Source organism: Bradyrhizobium sp. 134 (assembly GCF_023074155.1).
Lineage (GTDB): Bacteria > Pseudomonadota > Alphaproteobacteria > Rhizobiales > Xanthobacteraceae > Bradyrhizobium.
Genome location: NZ_JADPKX010000050.1, coordinates 29,283 through 51,595 on the forward strand (window position 1 = coordinate 29,283; position 22,313 = coordinate 51,595).

Genomic DNA, 22,313 nt, shown 5'->3' on the forward strand with positions numbered 1-22,313 from the left:
CGACCGGTTCCAGCCGTCTCAGCGGGGCGATAACCGCGAGGGTCGATGTTTGATCCTATTTTCAAGGGCGCGGACCTATCGAGTCCGCGCCCTGCTTCGGCTCTAACCCGGCAAGCGGTCAGTAGTCCCAGAACACCGGCACCCAACGGAACGCGTCGCCGTCGGCAGCCACCCGACCCACGGACGGGAACGGCAGGTGCGTGGCCACCAGCATTTCGCCGGTCTCGGCAAGCTGTCGCAACAGACGAACGCGAACGCGCGCGGCCTCCTCGGGGTCGTGCTCGAAACCGTTGTGCCAGTCGGGTTGCTCGAACCCGACGGCAAACACGGCGTCGCCGGCGAATGTCAGCGCGTCGTCGCCGGCCGCCATGCGAACCACGCTGTGTCCGGGGGTGTGACCGCCGGTGCGACGGGCGACGACGCCAGGCGCAATCTCTTGCACGTCATCGAACAGCCGCAGCTGACTGCCGTACTCCTTCAGGAACCGCTTGGCGGTCGATCGCAGCGCGTCCGGGAACCCTTCCGGCATGGCAGTGCGGGAGAAATCAGGCGCTTCCCAGAACTTGACCTCTGCGGCCGCGACGTGAATCCGCAGGTCCTTGCGCAGCTGCTGCTTCACGCCGTCGACCAGCAGCCCGCCAATGTGGTCCATGTGCAGATGGGTGAGCACCAGATCGGTTACCGCCGAAAGATCGATGCCCGCGGCCGCCAGTCGCCTGATCAACTGCCCGGCGCGCGGCAAGTTCAGGTTCGGGTCCGAGCCCAGCCCGGCGTCGATGAGGATGGTCTTGCCGCCGCTGCGGACCATGACGGCGTTCAGCGCCCAGTCGAAAGCATCCTGCGGCAGGAACATGTCGTGCAGCCAGGTCGCCCGCACCGCCGGGTCGGCGTTGTGCGCGAGCATCGTGGTCGGCAGCGGCAGCACGCCGTCGCTCACCACCAGCACGTCGATCTCGCCGATCTTCAGCGCGTAGCGCGACGGAACGAGCTCTTCGGGTCCCGATGACACGGGATACGAGGTGTTGTGCAGATTCATGTTGGTCTCCTGTTCCAAAGATAGGGGCTTCCGGCTGGTGGTTGAGCAGGCAGCGCCGCCGGGGGAGTGCGCAGCCGTGATCGCTTGGTGCGCTAGAGGCTGGTCACCCGTTCCGGATCGGCCGACGCGAGCGCCAGGGCGCGCTCCGCCTTCGGCGGATAGATCCAGACGGTGTTGATCTCACGCTTGGTCTTCTTGGCGACGTCGCCGACCAGCTCGACCTTGCGCTCCCATCCGCGTGTGAACAGCGCGCCGGCTTCGCCGAGCTCCAGGCAGGTGACGTAGGCCTTCTGGTGGTAGGGCCTGGTCGGAACGCCAAGCAATTCGGCGGCGGCATTGTTGCCGGCAAAGGCGCCCATTCGCGTGGCGTGCTGGCACGACATCAGTGCGTAATTGCCCTCGTCGTCGCAGGCGGCGCGTGCTGCGTCGCCGGCCGCGAAGACACCCTGAACGCCTGGCACCTGCAAGCAGCGATCGACCAGCAACCGTCCGAAATTGTCGCGCTCGGCGGGAATCTGCCCGGTCAGCGGCGCTGCACGCATGCCCGCCGCCCAGATCACCGTCTCGGTTTCGATGTGCTCACCGCTGGACAAGGTGACGCCGGTCTCGTCGAGCGAGGCGACGCCGGCACCGAGCCGTGTCTCGACGCCAATCTTGCGCAAGGCTTCCTCGATGACGGGGCGGGCGCTTGCACCCATGTCGGGTGCGATCGCAGTGTTGCGATCGACGATGACGACGCGCGTCCTGGCATTGGGGCCCAGGATTTCGCGCAGCCGCGCCGGTATTTCGGTGGCCGCCTCGATCCCGGTGAAGCCGCCGCCGGCGACGACGACCGTGTCGCGTCCGTTTACGGCAGGCCGCTCCGCGAGGCCATGCAGATGCTTGTCGAGCGCAACGGCATCGTTGAGCGAATCGACGCTGAAGCCGTGCTCGGCGAGGCCCGGAATGTTCGGACGGAATAGCCGGCTGCCGGTGGTCACGACCAGGCGATCGTAAGACAAGGTCTTTCGCGCGCCCTTTGCGGGCGTGATCTGCACCGTTCGGGCCTCGGTGTTGATCGTCTCGGCGCTGCCCTGGATGTAGTCGACGTCGATCGCCTCGAGGACCTCGAGCAGCGGGGCCGTCAGGGTTTCCGGCTTCGGCTCGTAGAGCCGCGGACGGACCACCAGCGTCGGCTCCGGTGAGACGAGCGCGATCTGCAGATCTTGCGGCGAGACGCCCCGGATGTCGCGCAGTCGCGCTGCGGAAAGGGCGGCGTACATACCGGCGAAGCCGGCGCCGATGATGACGAGTCGCATGGATTTTCTCCTTGGTTGCTGTTCGAAAGACCGCGCGCGACCGCGCTGCTGCGTTGAGGGCAGCGTCCGGCGTCGGCGCGTGGGTGGGTTGGGTCGCTGGCTTAGGGCCCGATGCAGCGTGCCATCACCGATCTCGGCGGCTGGCCGTAGCCCAAGACGACGGGCTGAAGCTCACCTCGACTCCAGTCCTGATAGGGAAGCCCGGGGCCATTTCGGATGATGATGGAAACGGGCGGCTGTGCCGGGTGCATGTTGTAAGCCGGAATTTCCACTTCCTCGCCCGTCGCCGACGTGAAGCGAACGGCCAGCGAGAGTCCGTACAAGGTCGCGGTTGCGAGGCTCCGGCGGCGTGATGAGATCAACCGTCGACTGACGAAGTTTTTCCAGGTCATCTTTGGTCTCCCTCGATTGGTCTGGACATGGAGATGATGTAGCCGACCCGATTTGCCGTTGCCCCAGCGCGATTGCCGTCGCTGTCGAGAGATTGCTGCTAACGCACGCGCCTGCGCCAATCGCTCGGCGTCTCGCCCGTCAGCTTCTTGAATGCCGCGGCGAAGGCGGTCTGCGAGGAATAACCAAGCGCCGCGGCGACCGAGACGATCGATTCGTCGCTCTCCCGCAGCATGTTCATGGCCTGCTCGAGCCGGTGCTGGCGAAGCCAGGCATGCGGCGACAGCCCGGTGCTCTCCTTGAAGGACCGGCAGAAATGAAAGCGCGACAAACCTGCATCGGACGCCAGCGCATCGAGCGAGACGTCCGCTTCGCTGTCGGAGCGCAATCGTTCGATCGCACGGAGCAGGACCTTCGGCGCCAGTCCGCCCATGGTCGGCTGGAACGTGGTTGGCGACCCTGCATGCGCAGCCAAAAGGCGCGTGGCCAGAAGATCCGTGAGCTGATGCCGGAATAGCGTATCAAGGACGCCATGGCTCTCTAGCGAATCCGCCGCGCTCAGGAGCAGTCGGGACGTGATCGTGTCGGGATGCGCCGTTCGCTCAATCAATTCGGCGGGCCCGGCGGTCCCGGCCTCGCCGGCGATGCGCTGCAGCGTTGCGTCGGCAAGGTAAAGCTGCACCACGTCGACGGGCTTCGGAATGTCCCATCGGGAGCTCGACCCTTCCGGAACGATGTTCACGACCCCCGGACGAAACGTGCCGATCGCGATCGATCTTCCCGAGCGCCGCTCCATGCGCTGCATCACGCCTTTATGCGCCATGATCACGTGGTGGCGCATGGGCTCGACGACGTCGTGCAGCGGATCATGCTTCCAGTGCGCGATACCGGCACCGGAGGAGTCCAGCGCCATGCGAAACGGCTGGGTCCTGAGCACGCGCGCCATCTCCCCGTCGGCGGCGCGCCGCTCGGACGTCGAGCGGTCGTCAGGCTGTGCGTCGGGTGCGGGCGGCAAGCCCTTGTGCGAGGGATTGCGCATGAGTGCAGTGTTCCCGGTCATGGTGTGGCTCCTGCTGATCAGCTCGGGCTTTCGATCAGTCGTCCGTATTTGTACGGAACGGCGCGTGTTCTATGCGCCGCGGTTGCGGTGCGTATTTCCTGAACCCGCCATGCTTTGCCCGATCCTGCTCCAAGCCGGCCCGCGCTTTCGCGAACGCACGGTGAGCGGCCGGGGAGGAGAAGTGCTTGTGAGAAAAGGGCGCAGGCCGCCACACGGCCGCCACATCGATGTCGCGATCGGGCACGCTCGTGGCGTGGAACGGTTGGATTTCAAGACGGACAAGCCTTGCCCGGCTCGGCGACAAATCCTCCAAACGGAGGCGACGGCGATGACCGGGGCGCGCTAGGCCGCGGCCGCCTGTGCCGACAACAGCTGCTTCAGTTTCGCCGCCGGCACGGCCGGGCTGAACAGCCAGCCCTGCATCTGGCTGCATCCGAGCTGGAGCAGCACCGCGCGCTGCGCTTCCGTCTCGACGCCTTCGGCGGTCGTCGCCATGTGGCGGGCGGCGGCCATGTGCACCACTGCCTGCACGATCGGCGAGGAATCTTCAGACTGGCCGATGTCGCAGATGAAGCTGCGGTCGATCTTGATCTTGTCGAACGGGAAGCGATGCAAATAGCTCAGCGACGAATAGCCGGTGCCGAAATCGTCGAGCGCAATGCGCACGCCGAGCTCGCGCAGCTGCTGCAGGATCGTCAGCGCCTCCTGGTCGTCGCGGATCAGGACCGTCTCGGTGATCTCGAGCTCGAGCCGTCCGGGTGCGAGACCGGACTCGGCGAGCGCGGCTGCGACCTTCAGCGCCAGCGTCCGCGAGCGGAACTGCACCGGTGAAACATTGACCGCGATGTGGATGTCGCCGGGCCAGGAGGCGGCTTCGGTGCAGGCCTGCCTCAGCACCCATTCGCCGATCTCGCCGATCAATCCGGTTTCTTCCGCAACCGGGATGAAGTCGGCGGGCGAGACCATGCCGCGCTCCGGATGGTGCCAGCGCAGCAGCGCTTCGCAGCCGGTGACCACGTTGGCCGCAAGATCGACCAGCGGTTGGTAGTGCACCTCGAACTCGCCGCGGGCCAGCGCCTGGCGCAGATCGAACTCGAGCTGGCGGCGCAGCCGCGCCTTGGCGTCGTATGCGGGCGCGAAAACGCGGAAGGTGCGGCGGCCCTCGGATTTCGCCGCATACATCGCGAGATCCGCGCGCTTGAGCAAATCGTCGAGATTGTCGCCGTGGTCGGGCGCGATCGCGATGCCGATGCTGGCATCGGTTGGGATTTCCTGGCCATTGTAGTTTACGGGCGCGCGCAGCGCCTTCAGTATCTGCTCGGCCAGCGCCGTCAGCTCGGCCACGTCGCGGGTGCCGGCCTTGACGATCGCGAATTCGTCGCCACCCAACCGTGCCACCATGTCGTTGCCGCTGATGCAGGCGCGCAGGCGGTTCGCGACCTGGCGCAGCAGCTCGTCGCCGACCTCGTGTCCCAGCGAATCGTTGACGCCCTTGAACTCGTCGACGTCGATATAGAGGATCGCGAACGGCTTGCCCTGGGCAAGCTCCGCGACACGCCGCTCCAGATGGCCGCGCATCAGCACGCGGTTGGGCAGGTCGGTCAGCGCGTCGTAATGCGCCATATGCGCGATGCGCTCGTCGGCGCGAATGCGCTCGGTGACGTCGTCATGGGTCGCGAGCCAGCCGCCGGCGGCGCCGGGCTGGTTCTTGATCTCGATCAGGCGGCCATCGGAGGTCTCGACGATCGTGCTCTGCGTCTGCCCGGCATTGCCCAAAATGCCGTCGCAATAGGAATCGACGTCGCCGTGGAACGAACCCGTGTCGTGGCGGTGCTGGATCACCTGGCGGAAATACGCGCCGGGCTTCACCACGTCGGCCGATAGGCCATACAGCTCGATGTAGCGCCGGTTGCAGACGATCAGCCGCTCGTCCTGGTCAAACATCAGGAGACCCTGCGTCATCGTGTTCATCGCGGTGTCGAGCTGGTGCTTCTCCACGGCGAGCCGGCGGGTCATCTGGCGGAAGATGAAATAGAGCGTGAGCACGAGTAGGCCGATCGACAGCACGGCTACGGCCACGAAGAATTTGGTTTGCGTGTGCCATGTCGCCAGCGTCGCATCCAGCGACCTGGTCGCAACCACGACCAGCGGCTCGCCGGTCAGGAGGCGTGCGGCGACGATGCGATCCTTGCCGTCGATCGGACTTGCGAGCTGGGTCGTGACGAAGGTGCGCTCGAACACCGCCATCTGCTCGGACGTTCCATTGCGGAAATTCTGCCCGATCATCGCGTCCACATGCGGAACGCGCGCGAGCAACTGGCCGTTCTGGTGGTGCATCGCGATCGAGGATTCCTCGCCGAGCCCGCTCGAGGCGAAGAAGGATTCGAGTTGGTCCGGCGCGATCGCGCGCGACACCAGCCCAAGGAATTCGCCGTGAGGACCGGAGACGCGGCGCGCGAACACGATCGCCGGTCCGCTGCCCAACCGTCCGGGCACGACCTCGACCTCCTCCTGCGAAGCCGGGTCGTTCTTGAGGCGATTGAAATAGCCGCGGTCGGCGACCGAGACATCGGCGACCGGCCAGCGCCGCGACGAGTTGATCAGTACGCCCTTGGCGTCGAACAAATTGGCGCCGGCAACGTCCGACCAGCCGCTGGCTCTGGCGCGCAGCACTTCGTGCACGGCGAGCGTGCCCATCTCGCTGCGGAAGACGTCGGCGGATTCGATGCCGTGGCTTTCGAGCTCGGAGATGATGCTCTTCTGCAGCACCGCGAAGTCCTCGAACTCGCGGTCGAAATGGCGGGCGAGCAAGCGGACCGCGCTCTCAAGGCTGTCGCGGCCGCTTTCGATTGCATTCTGCCGGAAGCGGTCGACGGTAAGCGCGGTGCCGATCGCCATTGCGGCCATCAGCACGAAGCCGCCTGCGATCAGCCATGTCAGCGGCGCGCCGCGCCAACGGCGCAGCAACGCGCGCATGCGCGCGCTCCATCGGATCGATGTGCCCATGCAGCCCTCCCGTGGGATGCAAGATGCGGCAAAACCGACAAGACCGCGTTACCAGTAAGGGTTAGGAAAACATGAATCGGAGCGTAATCAGAGGGTTGGTTCCATCGCTGTCTGAAGGCGCGGTGGGCCATGGTTCCCTCAGCGTCGGATTTCCCATCGCAACGCTTCCGCATTGGTCCTGGCGAACATCGCCGGCACGTCGAAGGTCCCGGTCTTGAGATCATAGCGGCAGCGCCAGTCGGCCAACCCCTTCACGGCGACGTTCTTCGGGTGCTTGTCCATTTCACCCGACAGCGAGATGACGAGGTAACGGTTGTCCGGCCAGTGCACGCCGAGGCCGCGATAAGCCTCTTCGGTGCCTTTCACGAGATTGGCCGAAATGTGGTAGTCGAGCTTCATCTTCCCGGTGTCCGGGCGGCTGTGGAAATAGGCCCAGGCCAAGTCGCTGAACGGCGTCTTCGTCGCGCTGACGAAGGCGCCTTTCTCGACATGGTAGAGATAGAGGTCCTGCTCGCCGGAGCCGGTCTTCTGTATCCGCACCAGCCATTGCGAGTCGGGCGTGAAGCGGAATCCGGCGCCGTAACCCTGCTCGGGCTTGAGCTCCGTCATCTGTTCGCCACGCCTCGCCCAGGCCTGCCATTTGACGTCGAAATCCCCGCTGTCCTTCATGTACTGCTCGATCCCGGTGGCGCCGTCGGGCGAGGTGAAGGCGAGATCGGCATTGCCGGTGAGGATGTAATCCGGCGGCGGGCCGGAAGCGGCGAGCCCCGGAGTTGCGGCCAGCGTCGGGACAAGCGCGAGCCCTACCACCAGCCCAAGTACCGGCAATTGTGCGGGACGGCAAAATGCGTTCACGGTGAAAATTCCTCGAGAAAAATACCGCGATGCGGCCTCGATCATTTGACGCCGGCGGGGGTGCGCCGGTTCATCCCCGGCGCCGGCTCATCATCCTATCGACCGTCTTGCTGCCGTGGCCAAAACGGCGCAACTTGCCGGCTCGATTGATTTGCAAGGTTCTTCCTGATCAAGGTTCGTTTCCGATGGTGACCGCATCCAAGGCCTTCATTGCATTCTGTCTGCTCGCGGTGGGCGGCACCGTGCTGGTGATCGGCCCCACCGAGCTGCGTCGCCTGCTGCCGATAGGGGCGAAGACCGACATCGCCGCCAGGCCGGAACCCAAGGTCGAGCCCAAGGTCGAATCCAAGCCGGAACTCAAGCCGGAAGAGCCCAAGCTCGCCGCGGTCGCGCCGCCGGCACCAGCTGCATCTCCGGCGCCGGCCCCCGAGCCGAAGGCGGGTGCGCTGGCCGAGACGCAAAAGCAGGTCACGGCCGCGCTTGCCGATCTTGCACCGGTCAAGCCGCCTCCGGCGGTTGCCGATAGCGGCCCCCGTTTCGATGTCGCGCGCGTCGATGATCACGGCGAGGCGGCGGTGATCGCGGGCCAGGCGACGCCGGGCGCCAAGGTCGAGCTGCTGCGCGACGGCAAGCCGCTCGACACGGTGGTGGCGGATGCGTCGGGCCAATTCGTGATGACGCCGCCGCAGCTTCCCGCCGGTTCCTATGAGCTCACCCTGCGGGCGAAATCGCCTGACGGCACCGTCACGCAATCCGGCCGCAGCATGCCGGTGGTGATCGCCGAAGCCGCGCCGCCGCCCGCGCGCCCTGCACCGGCCGCGAGGCAAGAGACGAAGCAGGAAGCGAAGGCCGAGAAGTCCGACGACAAGTCGGATGTGGTGGCATCTTTATCGGACAGGCCTGCGGCCCGGCCGAGATTGATGGGCGCACCGAAACCAAAGGGCGGGTCGGGGGTCATGGCGCGGGCGCCCGCGGCAACGACCGTCGCATCGGCCTCGCCGGCGGAAAACGTCAGCGGTGCACCGGCGGAAACAGGCGGCAGCCGGGTGATCTCCCGCGGCGACAGCCTGTGGGCGCTCAGCCGGCTCGCTTACGGCGACGGCGCCCGCTTTGCGGTGATCTACAACGCCAACCGCGCCAAGATCCACAATCCCAATCTGATCTATCCCGGCCAGACTTTCGTACTGCCGCAGAAGGCGGAGTAACACCGCATCGGCTCTGCCGCTGCGCGTTGCGACGCTTTGCCCTGTACGCTTCCGGAACATTTGGTTCCCTCGCGCGTCGTTGTGATGCGACGCGATGCGCGCTTGGCGCCGGAGGAGGGCCAAGGTGGACAGGTCAGTGGTCATGTCGAGATCACGCTTGGCGCTCAGGCCAAGGCTGGGGCTGGCGCTATCAGGCGCAACCCTCGTGATTCTGGCGGTGCTGTTGCCAAGTCGCGCCGAGGCGCAGTTCGGCTTCCGCGGCGGCCCGCTCGGTGTAGCGCGCTTTGCCGTCGGCCACATGATCGGCATGTCTCGCTTGCGCCATGCCCGCATGGCGGTGCGGGGCAGCCGATACCGCTCCGCAGCGTTGAGGTCGCAAGATCCTCGCGGCGCAGAGCGCGGCCAGCCTGCGAATCCTTACGTCCTCCGTGCCGCAATGACGGCGCAAGCCGCGCTGTCGGGCTGGCACGGCGGCCGCCGTCCGCAAGGCTGGTGGCGCCACCCCGACGGCAGCTACGGCTGGGTCGGCCCGGTGTTCTGGCCGTTCGCGCATGACGACCTCACCACCGCGATCATCCTCGGCGATGCGACCAGCCTCTCGCTCTATGGCTATGGCGACATCTATGCCGCGATCTTCGCACCCTATGCGGCCACCGAGCTTGCCGCCTACACCGCGCCGCAAGGACGGCGCGGACGGCGAGTCCCGACCGCGGAGACTGTCTGCGATGCCAGCGACACCGGCGGCCTGCCGGTCGATCGCATTGCCGCTATCGTGCAGCCGAATGAATTGCAGCGCACTGCGCTCGACGAACTCGCCACCGCGTGGACATCCGCGCGCGACACCATCCGCGCCGCCTGTCCGACGCAGGTCCCCACGACGGCCATCGAGCGCCTCGGCCTGATGCGCGAGCGCCTCGAGGCCATGATCAAGGCAACGGACGCGGTCGCACCTTCGCTGGCAAAATTCGTCGATCTCCTCGACGACGACCAGAGAGCCAAGCTCGACGGCCTGGCCAAGGACCGCCGCGCCGCGCTTGCAGCGATGCAGCAAAAGAATCCCCAGGCGGCATCGGCCTGCCAGGCGGACAGCGATCCCCGCTACGACGAGAAGCTGCAGCGCCAATACGAGCAGTTCATTCAGCAGCAATGGCCCGCGGCCGAGATCGCCTCCACGCTCAAGCTCGACAACACTGCCCGCGCCCGCCTCGACGTGCTCCAGGACACCACGCTGCGCACCATGGAAACGCTGAGCGCCTGTCTGTCACAGGCCGCACCGACACCACAGGCCCGCCTCACCGCCGCGAAGGCGCGGCTGGAGACGATGCTGCAGGCGGTGAACGGCGTTAGTGACGCGCTCGACGATTTCGAGGCCGACTTAAGCGACGAGCAGAAGGCGGGGTTCGAGGCGATCGGGCCGAAGCGCGGCGTGTGATCACCCGCAGGCCCACTCGAACTTCATGTCCTTGAAGTCGAGCTGCGCGTTGCCGCTGCCGAAATTGTAGCCGCCGAAATATTCCTCGAACTCGATGTAGAACGGGCTCATCTCAGGCACCGCCTGGCAGGGCCGCATGGTGCCGCCGAGATGGTTGTGGGCGTGGTCCTTGCCCCAGTCGTGCGACCGGAAATTCTCGGTGGTCGGGACGCCGTCGATAAAGTAGTAGTAGGACTGATAGTCGCTCGGCGGATTGCGCGGGAGGTGCGGGTCCTGCGGGGCCTTGCCGGCATTGGGATCGGTCGCGCGCGGCATCAAGGCGATCGCGAGGTTCTCCGCCAGGTCACCCCGCGGAGGGCCGGCGAACATCTTCTGCGCGAAGGGCGGGGCGGATTCGAAGAAAGCGCTGGCGCCGCCGACATCGAGCCAGCGCGGCCGCTCCGCCGTCGCAAGCGGAAGCGGCGCGGGCGGCGTCGCGAACGGGCCCTCGTACTCATGCTTCGTCAGCAGCAGCGCGGCATATTCGTAATCAAGGATGTCGGTCATGCGCGAAAGCCGCGGATGCGCTGGTCGCGCCAGCACGGCCTCGCGAATCTCGGGATCGTCGGGTGCCCCGCCGTCATTGTGATCTGGTGCGGTAGCGAAGAACGACACCGCGACGATATCCTCGCCGTGTACGCGATAATCCTTCGGCAGCAGAAGTGTAAAACCATGCATCAGCGGAAACCCGGTGACTGGGTCGAGCGGCCATTGCTCGCTCGTGATGCCCGGCGGCAGGCCGTAGACCCAGCCATGATCACGCGCGCGATCGGCGGGCCGGTCCAGCATCTGCAAATCATACGCACGCGACGGCAAGGCAAGCGCCACAGGTCGGCTCCATCCGAACTTTCGCCTCGACGCGGAGGCGATCGTTAGTCGCGAGGACGAGAGATGTGGTTCGTGGGGATGATGCCATCCTGCCGGTGTTTTGCCCGACGAGTCAAACGGCTTCCGGCCAATTCCGTGCCCGCGTAACCCATTGATCTTGCAGGCCCCGGCTACTGTGCATGGGGTTGTTTTCGCAGTTTTTTGTTTGGGCTACCCGCGCCGCCTTGCTGCGGCGGCATCCACCACGTTCTCGACCTCCTCGCGCCACGACAGGATCTCCATCGCAAGCACCGGGTGGTTGAAGCCCTTGAGCACGAGATCGTCGAGTGCGCGGGCTTCGACCCAGGGCTCGACCATGCCGTAGACGCGGCGGCTGACGACGACCTGGCCGGCCTTGGCTTCGTCGCAGAGGCGGGAGGAGAGATTGGTGACGCTGCCGATCGCGGCATATTCGAGCCGCTGCTCGAAGCCGATCTGGCCGAGCGTGGCGTAACCCATGGCGACGCCGACGCCGAAGCCGAGCGAGTGGCCGCGGTTCTTCCACTTCTCGGTCAAATGGCCAATCACATCACGCATCTCGACCGCCATCTTCACCGCGCGCTTGGTATGGTCGGCAAATTGAATCGGCGCGTTGAACAGGATCATCACGCCATCGCCGGCAAAGCGGTCGAGCGTGCCTTCATAGCGGTGGATCAGCTCGCCGAGCGCGGCGTGATATTCGCGCAGCACGTTCATCGCCTCTTCCGGCTCGGTCGCCTCCGTGAACGAGGTGAAGCCGCGCAAATCGCAGAACACCACGGTGACCTCGCGGCGGTGGCTGTCGAGCAGTGCGTCGTGGCCGTCGGACGAGGCGATCAGCTGCGCGACTTGCGGCGCGAGGAAACGTTCGAGCCGCTTGATGCGGCCGATCTCGCCGAGTTGTTTCTCGACCCGCTCTTCCAGCGAGCGATTCCAGTTGCGCAGCTGCTCGGTCTGCTCCTGGAGCTTGGCGGCCTGCTGCTGCACGGTTTCGTGCGCCGCCGCGAGCTCGCGGCCCTTGTGGTCGACTTCGGTGAACAGCCGCGCATTGCGCATCGCCAGCACCGCCTGGTTGGCGAAGGTGCGCATCAGGCCGATGATGCTTGGGGCGAACTCGCCGCCGGCGCGGCGCAGCACCACCAGCGAGCCGAGCGTGCCCTGCTGATCCACCAGCGGCACCACCAGCACCGAATGGAAGCCGGCCGCGATCGCGACGTCGCGCAGCGGCTGCTCGGAGGCCTGGTCGAGATCTGAAATCGCGATCGGTTCGCCGCTCCCGGCCGCATCGCTCAGGATATCCTGGCCTTCGTCGATGGTGACATGGGCGCCGTCGGCGGATTTGTCGATGCCGTTGGCCTCGACCAGATTGAAGCGGCGCGCCTCGGCGTCATAGCCGTAGATCAGCACGGCGTCGGCATGGGTGATCTCGATCGCGCGCGCAGCGATCGTCGGCAGCACGGCGTTGAGATCGAGCGAGGCGGCGACCGCGCGGCCGACCTCTTCCAGCACCTTGAGCTCGTTGATCGACTGCGCGAGATCGCGGGTGCGCTCCTCGACCTTGGTCTCCAGATCCGAATAGGTTTCCTGGATCTGGCTGGCCATGCGGTTGAACTGGCCAGCGAGATCTTCCAGCTCGTCCGCGGTGTGCACCTCGATGCGATGGCTGAAATCACCCTCGCCGAGCTTGTGCGCGCCGTCGCGCAGCGCCGTGATCGGGATGATCATGCGGCGCGCCAGAAGCGTGCCGGCGAGGATCGCGACCAGCAGGCCCATGCCGATCAGCAGCCCAATGCGCACCAGCTGGTCGCGGATCGGCATCAAGGCCTGTGTGGTCGGCTGCTCGAACATCACGCTCCAGCCGAGCTTCGGCACGGTGCTCGCGGCGCTCATCACCGCATGGCCGTTGAAGTCGGTGCCCGAATTGTCGGGCTCGTGGCCCGGTGCGACCGCAGCCGCGACCTGCGGCAGCTTCGACAAATCCTTGCCGACGTCGGGCCCCTTCGACGACGTCGCCAGCACGCGGCCGCGCGGATCGACCACATAGGCGAAGGCAGCCTTGCCGACCTGGGCGTCGGAGAGGTACTCGGAGAGAAAGCTGAGATCGAGCTCGGCCACGGTGACGCCGGCGTTGAAACCGGAATGCGCCACCGAGATCGACATGAACGGCGTCCGGTCGGAGAACCAGGCCGGCGCGTAGCTGACGCCGCGGGCGACGGTGTCGGTGAAGCGCATGTCGCGGGAGAGGTCGGCGTTGCTGCCGGTCGTGGTCGACTGGCGCGAGACGCGCAGCACCTCGCGGCCGTCGCCGTTGAGCTGGAACAGCTGAGTGACGACCGCGACCTGGTGCAGTAGCTGGGCGTAGTCGGCGCGGCGCTTCTCGAGCGTGTCCTGGCTCGCCCGCGTCACCCAGCTGATCTGGCGCTCCAGCTCGGAGATCGACTGCTCGATCCGCCGCGCGGCAGCCTGCGCCTTGTCCTCGAGACCGTCGGTCAGCTGTGTCTTGGTGGCGCGGTAGGAGATCCAGCTCTCCATCGCGCCGTTGACGGCGAGCACGAACACGACGAGGCCGACGAGAGAGACGACGTATTTGGCGAACAGACCCTCGCGCAGAAACCGTGTCTTGTCGTTCGCTCCTGCCATCCCGATCCTCTCGCGCCGCCATCGGCGCCGGCGCTACGGGCCTGACGGACCCTGCGAGCCTTCTAGCACAATTTGGTCCAACGGACTGTGAAGGGACTGGTCGGGGCCGCCTGACCGGCCGGTGTGGTTACCCGCCTGGACGCTGGGCAGGCGGAAGCATGGTGAATTGTCGCAGTCTCATCCGTTTGGAGGAAGCCGCCGCCGGGCCAGCCGATGTAAGGGGATGGCTTGGCAAGGGAGGGCTGGGAGTCCAGCGCTTTGGTCCTGCAATCATCGATTAAAGAGCTGCCGCAGCACGTCGTTCATCGGCTGGCTGTCCTGCTGCGCCGCCGGCGGGTCCTCCAGGGCGGGGGAGGCTGGCGAAGCTTGCGGCATCAATGTGGATGGCGCTGCAGGCAGGCTGCGGCTGCGGCCGGCGGCAGTGCCGGTGCCGGTGGCAGTCCCAGTGCCGTTTCCCGCGCCACCGGAAAGTCCCTGCTGGATCAGATTGCCGATCGCCTCGCCCAAAGGGCCGCCGAGCGGGTTGTTCTGTCCGGGCTGCTGGGTTTGCGGATTGGCATTGCCGGTCGCATTGCCGCCACCCGGCGCGGTGGCTCCCCCGAGGCCAAGGCTTCCCAGAATATTGCCGAGCCCGGCCCCATCAGCGCCGAACAGCCCCTTGCCCATCTCGCGCAGCTTGGCATAGGCGGCGTCCGGATTGTCCAGCATGCCGGCCATGTCAGGATAGATCCGCGGCTGCGACCAGGTACCCTGGATCATCACGGGAATGCCGAAGCCGACCGGCTCGGCGGCGCGGCCCTGGCCTTCGGTCGTCATCACCAGCTTCGGCTCGACGCGAAAGCCCATCATCTTGGTGTCGAGTGCGATCGTGCCGGCACCGGTCACGCGGACCAGCGGTCCGGTCAAGCTGAGATCGGTGGTCACCGCCTGGCCCTTGTCGATCCGGAACGACGCCGAGAGCTGCGACAAATCCGTGCTCTGCTCCCGACCGTTGTCCTGGTTTGCCTGCCAGCCGGACAACGTGCCCGAGGTCAGCGAGCGGATCATCTGCGCGACGTTGATGCCGCGAATGGCCCCGTCCTGGAAATTGACGAAGGCCGTGCCTTGCATGTTCGCCATCAGTGCGCGCTGGCTGGTGCCGGCGCTGCGCAGCGCGAGCTTGGCCTGCAGCTTGCCGTCGATCCGGTCGAATTCGGCGAGGCCCTGGAGCAGCGGCAGCGCGCGCACGCCGGCGAGGTCGGAATGCATCGCAAAGCTCGGCGCGCCGCTGGTCGCATCCAGGATCAATTCGCCCGAGACCTGGCCGCCATAGGCGCCGAGATTGGCGGTGCCGGCCTTCAGCACGCCGCCGGCGAGTTTTGCATCAACCGCCAGCGGCGCGAGACGCGCATCGCCGATCACCGCCTCGTGCGCGGAGATCCTGATTTGCGCATCGACATAGTTGAGCCCGGACACGTCGATCGGCGCATCGCTCCAGGGTTGCCCGGACGCGCCTTCCGGCGATTTTGCCAGCGGAATCGCAAGCCGCTGGAAGTCGAGATCGACCTTGACCAGAGGCTTGCTCGCGATATCGACCGAGGCCCAGCCGTTGAACGCGCCATCGCCGAGCGTGCCATTCAGGCCGTTGATCATCACGACATCGCCGCTCAGCCGCATCTCGGCATGGCCCGCGAGCCGGGACTTCAGCACGTCCGGCATGTCGATGGCGAAATCCACCGGAATGGTCGGCCGGTCGGCCGGCGGCGCCGGCGTGGTCGCCTTGATGTCGAACTTGGTCGGATGCTCGCCGACCCGTGCGGTGCCGGTGATGCTGATCTTGCGGTCGCGGCCGACGATCGCATCGGCATTGACCGCGCTGATGCGGCTCTCGACGCGATCGCGCACCCGCGCGAATGCGATCTCGCCATCGGTGAACTTGATGCGGTCGATGGCGGCGCCGTCGGTATCGAGCGCGACCGGCTTCGATGTGCCGCCGGCATTCGGCAGTCGCTCGCGCAGCAGCGGCTGGTAGAGCACGGGATGGGTGACGACGAGCTCACTGATCTTCGGGCGGCCCGACCAGACGCTCGAGAGCGACATGTCGGCCTGCACGCTGTCGATGGTCAGGCGGGTGATGCCGCTGCGGTCCTTGGGGTCGGCAAGCGCGAGGTCGTTCAGCGTCACGTTCAGCGTCGGCCACAGGCTGATTCTGATGGTGCCGTCGATCGACAAGCGATAGCCGGTCGCGCTCTCGACCCGCGAGGCAATCGTCGACGTCAGGAAGCCCGAGGGGATCCCGACCACCAGCAGGAGTGCGATCACGATGACGATTGCGGCCACCGCCGCGCCGGCGAATTTCACGGCTCTCATGTCGACTTTCCAGCGGCGGACAACCGGCGTCGAATCCGGCAGATGACCGTCATTTGCACGCGTCCTTTACGCCTGAGTTTATCCCGGGACGGGAAGCGGCTCCAAGCACGTAAAAATAGTCTGGGGGTGCTGCAAAGTTATGTGACTTATGGCACACTTCCCCGGCGTGGTTTTACGCGATCCTGATGTTGATGGTTCCAAGCGATTTGCCAACGAAATTCACAAGGACATTGAAATGAGCAAGCAGGCCGAATTTGCGGTCATCCTCAAGATGAATGCGATGTTCGCCGATCTCGGCGTAGACGAGCTCCAGCGGCTGGCAAATCTCTGCCACACCCAGCATCTGGGGAACGGCGAGGTGCTATTCCAGAAGGGCGACGCGGGCGATGCGCTGTTCGGCGTGCGCCGTGGCCAGGTCCGTATCGAGACCGGCGCCTCCGACGGCAGCCGCCTGACGCTGAACTTCATGGGGCCGGGCGACCTGTTCGGCGAGGTTGCGGTGCTGGACGGCCAGAGCCGCACCGCGGACGCGACCGCGGGCGAAGCCAGCGAGCTGTTCGTGCTGCGGCGCGAAGACTTTCTCGCTTTCCTCGAACGCGAGCCGAAGGTCGGGATCAAGATCATCGCGCTGCTGTGCCAGCGCATCCGCTGGCAGAGCGAGCGCATGGAAGAGTCCATGCTCCAGCCGCTGCCGGTTCGCCTCGCGCGGCGCCTTTGCGCGCTCGCCGCCGATTTCGGCTCGGAGGTGCACATCTCGCAGGAGCAACTCGGCGTCTTCGTCGGCGCCGCCCGCGAGAGCGTCAACCGCCAGCTTCAGGCCTGGCGCAAGGAAGCGATCCTCGATCTCCAGCGCGGCCGCATCCTGCTGCGGAACATGACCAAGCTGACGGCGATCGCGCGGAACGAGTAGGGGGCCGTTAGGCTGGGTCGCTACAATCGGGGCGAAGGAGTTCGTCAGAAGAGTCCCAACTCGCAACCCACGCTTTAACGGCCTCGATCGGCACAGCACGACCGGTACGTCTGAATGCTTGGTAGCGAAGACGATCCTCCGCTATGTCGGGTTCGTGGATGGCGCTCGCTGAACTGCCTTGTGTACTTGACGCTTGTGCCATAGCTACTCCGCCGCGGGGTGCACGATGCTCTTCGGCGCTGGTGCCGCTCCCGCCGGCGCAGTTCCGTGGTGACTTGCGCCCTCCGCATCTTCGCTGTGCACGACCAGCCGCTTGGCGAAGCGCCAGATCAGCGCGCCGAGATCGTCCATCACCATGAACATCGCGGGCACGAACACCAGCGACAAGATGGTCGAGAAGATCAGGCCGCCGATCACCGCGAGCGCCATCGGCGAGCGGAACTCGCCGCCGGCGCCGACCGCGAGCGCGCTTGGCATCATGCCCGCGGCCATCGCGATCGTGGTCATCACGATCGGGCGAGCGCGTTTCATGCCCGCGTCGATCATGGCTTCTTCGCGCGGTGTGCCGGCGTGAATGGACTCGATGGCGAATTCCACCAGCATGATCGCGTTCTTGGTGACGATGCCCATCAGCATCAGGATGCCGATCCACACCGGCGTCGTGAGCTGCTTGCCGGTGATCAGCAGGGCCGCGATCGCGCCGCCGATCGAGAGCGGCAGCGAGAACAGGATGGTGATCGGCTGCAGGAAGGTGCCGAACAGCAGCACCAGCACGGCGTAGACCATCATCAGGCCCGCCGTGATCGCGGTGGCAAAGCCTTCGGACAGTTCGTTCAGGCTTTCGGCATCGCCGGAGGGCGAGACCTTCACGCCCTTCGGCCGGCTCTTCATGACCGGCAGGTCGTAGATCTTCTTGGTGGCGTCGCCGAGCGCGGCGGAGCCGACGAGATCGGCCGCGACGGTCGCCTGTCGCTCGCGATCGTAGCGGTTGATGCTGGTCGGACCCTGGTCGAGCTTGACGTCAGCGATGACGGAGAGCGGCACGCCGCCCTTCTCGCCGTGCTCGCCGAGCGGCACGCGCAACTGTTCGAGCGTCTTCAGATTGCCGCGCGCGGCATCCTCGAGCTGCACGCGGATCGGCACCAGACGGTCGCCGACGTCGAACTTGGCGAGCGCGGGGCCGACGTCGCCGATGGTGGCCACGCGGATGGTCTGCGACAGGCTTTCGGTCGACACGCCGAGCCGTGCGGCAAGATCGGCGCGCGGTTCGACGCGCAGCTCGGGCCGCTCCAGCGTGGTTTCCGAGATTACGTTGGAGATGGTGGGAATCCGCTTCATCTGCGTCGCGAGTTCGCTGGCGACGTTGTTGACGATGTTGGCGTCTGCGCCGGTCACGACCAGCGAGATGGCGCGCAGGCCGTTCTCGTCGAGGAACCAGAAGCGGATGTCTGGAATGTTCTCCAGCTCCTGGCTGATCGAGAATTCGAGCTCGCGCTGGGTGATGTCGCGGCTGTCCTTGGGCGTGTAGTTGATGATCAAGGCGGCGCGCCGGACCTCCTGGGTCCCCGGTGGAACGCGGCCGCCGTCGACGAAGATGCTCTTCACCTCGGGCCGCTTGCGCAGGCGCGCAACGATGTCTTCGGTGACTTTTTCGGTATAGGCGAGCTGCGTGCCCGGCGGCAGCTCGAGCGCAACCAGCGAGCGCGAGCTGTCCTGCGCCGGGAGGAAACCCTGCGGCAGCAGCGTGATGCTCCAGATCGAGGCGGCGAAGACGCCGAAGCCGGCCAGCACTGTGATGAAATAGTGCTTCACCGACCAGGCCACGAGCCTGTGATAGGACCGCAGCACGCGGCCGGGCGGCGGCTCTTGGTGATTGCCATGTTTGAGGAAGTAGGCGGCGAGCACCGGCGTGACGAAGCGCGCCGCGAGCAGCGAGAAGAACACCTGCACCGAGACGGTGATGCCGAACTGCTTGAAGAACTGTCCGGCGATGCCCGACATGAAGCTCGCGGGTGCGAATATCGCGATGATCGTCAGCGAGATCGCGATCACCGCGAGGCCGATCTCGTCGGCGGCTTCGAGGGCGGCACGATAGGGCGACTTGCCCATATTCATGTGCCTGACGATGTTCTCGATCTCGACGATGGCGTCGTCGACCAGAATACCCGTCGACAGCGTGATGGCGAGGAAGCTGACGAGGTTGAGCGAGAAGCCGAGCAGGTCCATCGCCCAGAACGCCGGGAAGATCGACAACGGCAGCGAGATCGCGGCGATGATGGTGGCGCGCAGGTCGCGCAGGAACAACAACACGATCACGACGGCGAGGATGGCGCCTTCGAACAGGGTCGAGATCGCCGCGTGGTAATTGCCATTGGTATATTCGACCGAGGTGTCGATCACCTTCAGGTCGACGTCGGGATAAGTAGCCTTGAGCGTGTCGATGCGCTTCTGTACCGCCTCGGCGACCTTCACGTCGCTGGCACCCTTTGAGCGCTTGATGCCGAGCGCGACGATCGGCTCGCCGTTGAAGCGGGCGAAGGTACGGCGGTCGGCGATGGTGTCGGTCACGGTGCCGAGATCGTCGAGCCGGACCTCGCCGCCGCCGAACAGCGGAATCATGGTGCCGGCAAGGTCGCTCAACGTCTTGGCGCCGGCGAGGGTGCGGATCGCCTGGTCGTTCTTGCCAATCTCGGCGCGGCCGCCGGCAACGTCGACATTGGTGCCGCGCAGGCTCTGGCTGACATTGACGGCCGTCAGCCCCATCGACTGCAGCCGGTCGGGATCGAGCGAGACCAGGATCTCGCGCTCGACACCGCCGATGCGCTCGACCTGGGCGACGCCGCGCACGCCCTGCAGCGCGCGCTTGACCACGTCGTCGACGAAATAGGAGAGCTGCTCCGGCGTCTTGCCGGGCGAGATCGCGGCGTAGGTGACGATCGGCAGGCCGATGACGTCGACGCGCTGGATCAGCGGCTCGGTGACGTTCTGCGGCAGATTGGAGCGCACGCGCGTCACCGCGTCCTTGACGTCGTTGAGCGCGCGGTCGGTGTTGGTTTCCAGCGCGAACTGGATGGTCGTCACCGACAGGCCGTCGGTGATCTGCGAGGTGATGTGCCTTACGCCTTCGACACCGGAGACGGCGTCTTCAACCGTCTTGGTGACCTGGGATTCGAGCTCGGCGGGTGCCGCGCCAAATTGCGATACCGCGACCGAGATCACGGGAATGTCGGCCGAGGGTAGCCGCGTCACCGCGAGCTTGGTGAAGGACACCCAGCCAAGGATCAGGAGGATGATGGAAAAAACGACCGATGGCAGCGGATTGCGAATCGACCATGCCGAGATATTGAGAGCCATCAGCGTACCCGCGTGCGATCGAGTTCATCGGCGAACATGGTCTTGATCTGGTCGCCGTCATGCAGCGAAGAGCCGGCGTCGGCGACGACAATCTCGCCGACGTTGAGGCCCTCCAGGATTTCCGTCGCGCTGTCCGACGACAGCCCGACCCGTACCTTGCGCGTCTCGACAATGTTGCCTTTGACGACCTGCACGGTGAGATGGTCGATCGCGGTCTTGGGAACCGCGACGCCGCAGCTTCGCTTGGCGTCGATCGAGGCGCGGGCGAACACGCCGACTTTCAGCGAGGGATTGTTGGTGACGCTGATGCGCACGCGGCCGAGCTGGGTGGCGCGATCGATTTCGGGCGCCACCAGCCTGACCCGCCCGATCAGATCGGGCGCGTCGTCGCGGCTGATGCGAACGGTCGCGCCGGAGCTGAGCTTGGCCATGTGCACCGCCGGGACCTGCGCGTCCAACTCGATCTCGTTGTTGACGGCGATTCGGAACATCGGGCCAGCCTGCGGCGAGGCCGGCGCGCCGACGATGGTGCGGACCTCGGTGACGAGGCCGGGCGCAGAGGCCTTCAGCGAAACCGGACCTTGCGGGCCGGGCCGCTGCGGCTGGCCCGGGATCTGGGGCGGTGCGGTCAGGCGCGCCAGCTCCTGATTGTCGGTGACGAGGGTGCCCTCGGTGACGAAGAGGTCGGTGACCCTGGATCCCTCCTGGTCGGCGACGACCACGGCTTCGCGGCGCGGCACGAAGAAGCCGGTCACCCGAACCAAGTCCGAGAAGCAGGCATTGGTCGACTTGGTTACGATGACCAGGGCCTCGCTCGGCGTTTCCTTGGGCTCGGCGCGATGCCGGTGCTCGAACAGATAATAGCCGACGCCGAGCGCGACGACGAAGACCACCGTTCCGGCCGGCTTGAGATATTGGGAGAGGTTCATTGCCGGATCGTCCTGGCCTGGCTCACGGCCATCCGCGCGCGGCCCATGGAGAGCGTTTTCCTGAAATGAAGCAGCGTCCCGCAAGGCTGCGGGACGCGCGCTGGTAGCAAGACTTTACACCACATCACGACTTGTCACTTCAAAGGATTACGTCGTGCTCACTTCGATGCGGTGGTCTTGTTTTCCATGTTGACGACCTGCACGCGACGATTGACCTCGGCCATCGGCTGGGCCGGGTCCTTCAGCTTGCTCTTGCCGTAGCCGACCGTGACGAGGTCGGTCGCGGAGATGCTGTACTTGTCGACCAAATAGCGCTTGATCGAATCCGCGCGGCGCTCCGACAGGTCCTGATTGTAGCTCTCGCCGCCGGCGGCGTCAGTGTGGCCGGCGACCACAAAGGTCGAGCCCTTCAGGTCGGGGCTGGTCAGCGCGCGGCCGAGCGCCTGGACCGAGGCAAGCGATTTGGCGCTGATATTGGCCGAGTTGTAGTCGAATGTGATTTCCAGATCGATGTTCGGCTTGTCCTTGGCCGCCGACGCGATTTCTTCACGCTCGACCGACGAAAGGGAGCGTGTCGAGCGGCCGCGCACGGACTGGATCAGCTTGGACTCAGTCGCACTCGGTGCGGGATCGGCCTGCGGAGCGATCGAGAGGCCGCGCGTCAGCGGCTTTTTCGGCGGCGGCGCCAGCGCGCGGACGATCTCGTCCTCGGTGACGTTCTTGCTGTTGCCGTCGTCGGCCGCGAAGGCAAGCGGGATCGTCAGCGACAGCGCGGCGCCGACGGTGATGATGGACAGGAGTGCGGTAAGTCCCTTTGCAGCCAATCTCATAGCCAGTCCCTCCTGCGCAGCCAGCTGGCGCGGTTCGAAAATCCTGCAGTAAGCCGCCCCGAAAAGGCGGGCGGCGACATCCGTTCAATTAGTCTTCGCCGGGCCGTCGCGGGTTCGAGGCACATCGGCCCCGC

16 protein-coding genes are annotated in these 22,313 nt (G+C 65.9%); 4 read left to right on the forward strand and 12 right to left on the reverse strand.

Annotated features, from left to right (window positions below):
- Positions 1 to 118 precede the first annotated feature (118 nt).
- From IVA75_RS20455 to IVA75_RS20470, 4 genes are all read right to left on the reverse strand, one after another.
- Entirely contained in the window at positions 119 to 1,036 is a 918-nt protein-coding gene (locus IVA75_RS20455) for an MBL fold metallo-hydrolase (RefSeq protein WP_247284759.1), read from the reverse strand.
- 92 nt (positions 1,037 to 1,128) lie between these two features.
- Positions 1,129 to 2,334, reverse strand: a complete 1,206-nt coding sequence (locus IVA75_RS20460; protein ID WP_247284760.1) for an NAD(P)/FAD-dependent oxidoreductase — start codon at positions 2,332 to 2,334, stop codon at positions 1,129 to 1,131.
- A 101-nt stretch (positions 2,335 to 2,435) separates the two neighbouring features.
- Positions 2,436 to 2,726, reverse strand: a complete 291-nt coding sequence (locus IVA75_RS20465) for a hypothetical protein (protein WP_247284761.1) — start codon at positions 2,724 to 2,726, stop codon at positions 2,436 to 2,438.
- 98 nt (positions 2,727 to 2,824) lie between these two features.
- Positions 2,825 to 3,784 carry an AraC family transcriptional regulator gene (locus IVA75_RS20470; RefSeq protein ID WP_247284762.1) on the reverse strand — a complete coding sequence of 320 codons (960 nt, stop codon included), beginning with the start codon at positions 3,782 to 3,784 and terminating at the stop codon, positions 2,825 to 2,827.
- On the opposite strand from IVA75_RS20470, the gene IVA75_RS20475 reads away from it, so the two are divergent.
- A complete protein-coding gene (locus IVA75_RS20475) occupies positions 3,762 to 4,130 on the forward strand; it encodes a hypothetical protein (protein ID WP_247284763.1) in 369 nt (122 codons plus the stop codon). The two genes, IVA75_RS20470 and IVA75_RS20475, sit on opposite strands and share 23 nt — an antisense overlap.
- Here IVA75_RS20475 and IVA75_RS20480 read toward each other — a convergent pair.
- Positions 4,127 to 6,790, reverse strand: coding sequence for an EAL domain-containing protein (locus IVA75_RS20480; RefSeq protein ID WP_247284764.1), 2,664 nt, complete (start codon positions 6,788 to 6,790; stop codon positions 4,127 to 4,129). The genes IVA75_RS20475 and IVA75_RS20480 overlap by 4 nt on opposite strands.
- Before the next feature lie 138 nt (positions 6,791 to 6,928).
- Positions 6,929 to 7,645 (reverse strand): hypothetical protein, encoded by a 717-nt coding sequence (locus IVA75_RS20485; RefSeq protein WP_247284765.1) that lies wholly within the window; start codon positions 7,643 to 7,645, stop codon positions 6,929 to 6,931.
- A 185-nt stretch (positions 7,646 to 7,830) separates the two neighbouring features.
- On the opposite strand from IVA75_RS20485, the gene IVA75_RS20490 reads away from it, so the two are divergent.
- Positions 7,831 to 8,850 carry a LysM peptidoglycan-binding domain-containing protein gene (locus IVA75_RS20490; protein WP_247284766.1) on the forward strand — a complete coding sequence of 340 codons (1,020 nt, stop codon included), beginning with the start codon at positions 7,831 to 7,833 and terminating at the stop codon, positions 8,848 to 8,850.
- A 142-nt stretch (positions 8,851 to 8,992) separates the two neighbouring features.
- Complete coding sequence (locus IVA75_RS20495) at positions 8,993 to 10,282, forward strand: Spy/CpxP family protein refolding chaperone (RefSeq protein ID WP_247284767.1); 1,290 nt, start codon at positions 8,993 to 8,995, stop codon at positions 10,280 to 10,282.
- Here the strand turns inward: IVA75_RS20495 and IVA75_RS20500 are convergent, their stop codons facing one another.
- The 3 genes from IVA75_RS20500 to IVA75_RS20510 all read right to left on the reverse strand — a co-directional run bounded on the left by IVA75_RS20500 (position 10,283) and on the right by IVA75_RS20510 (position 16,156).
- The gene (locus tag IVA75_RS20500) at positions 10,283 to 11,110 is read right to left on the reverse strand and encodes a hypothetical protein (RefSeq protein WP_247284768.1); all 828 of its coding nucleotides are present in this window, start codon (positions 11,108 to 11,110) and stop codon (positions 10,283 to 10,285) included.
- 249 nt (positions 11,111 to 11,359) lie between these two features.
- On the reverse strand, positions 11,360 to 13,807 hold the full coding sequence (locus IVA75_RS20505; RefSeq protein ID WP_247284769.1) for an adenylate/guanylate cyclase domain-containing protein: 2,448 nt from the start codon (positions 13,805 to 13,807) through the stop codon (positions 11,360 to 11,362).
- Positions 13,808 to 14,077: 270 nt separating this feature from the next.
- The gene (locus tag IVA75_RS20510) at positions 14,078 to 16,156 is read right to left on the reverse strand and encodes an AsmA family protein (protein WP_247284770.1); all 2,079 of its coding nucleotides are present in this window, start codon (positions 16,154 to 16,156) and stop codon (positions 14,078 to 14,080) included.
- 235 nt (positions 16,157 to 16,391) lie between these two features.
- On the opposite strand from IVA75_RS20510, the gene IVA75_RS20515 reads away from it, so the two are divergent.
- Positions 16,392 to 17,066 carry a Crp/Fnr family transcriptional regulator gene (locus IVA75_RS20515; RefSeq protein WP_027568341.1) on the forward strand — a complete coding sequence of 225 codons (675 nt, stop codon included), beginning with the start codon at positions 16,392 to 16,394 and terminating at the stop codon, positions 17,064 to 17,066.
- Between the two features lie 204 nt (positions 17,067 to 17,270).
- On the opposite strand, the gene IVA75_RS20520 is transcribed toward IVA75_RS20515, so the two are convergent.
- The 3 genes from IVA75_RS20520 to IVA75_RS20530 form a co-directional block, all read right to left on the reverse strand.
- Complete coding sequence (locus IVA75_RS20520) at positions 17,271 to 20,420, reverse strand: efflux RND transporter permease subunit (RefSeq protein ID WP_247284771.1); 3,150 nt, start codon at positions 20,418 to 20,420, stop codon at positions 17,271 to 17,273.
- Positions 20,420 to 21,349, reverse strand: a complete 930-nt coding sequence (locus IVA75_RS20525) for an efflux RND transporter periplasmic adaptor subunit (RefSeq protein WP_027515083.1) — start codon at positions 21,347 to 21,349, stop codon at positions 20,420 to 20,422. Before IVA75_RS20525 ends, IVA75_RS20520 begins: the two co-directional genes overlap by 1 nt.
- Before the next feature lie 158 nt (positions 21,350 to 21,507).
- On the reverse strand, positions 21,508 to 22,179 hold the full coding sequence (locus IVA75_RS20530) for an OmpA family protein (RefSeq protein ID WP_247284772.1): 672 nt from the start codon (positions 22,177 to 22,179) through the stop codon (positions 21,508 to 21,510).
- Positions 22,180 to 22,313 lie beyond the last annotated feature (134 nt).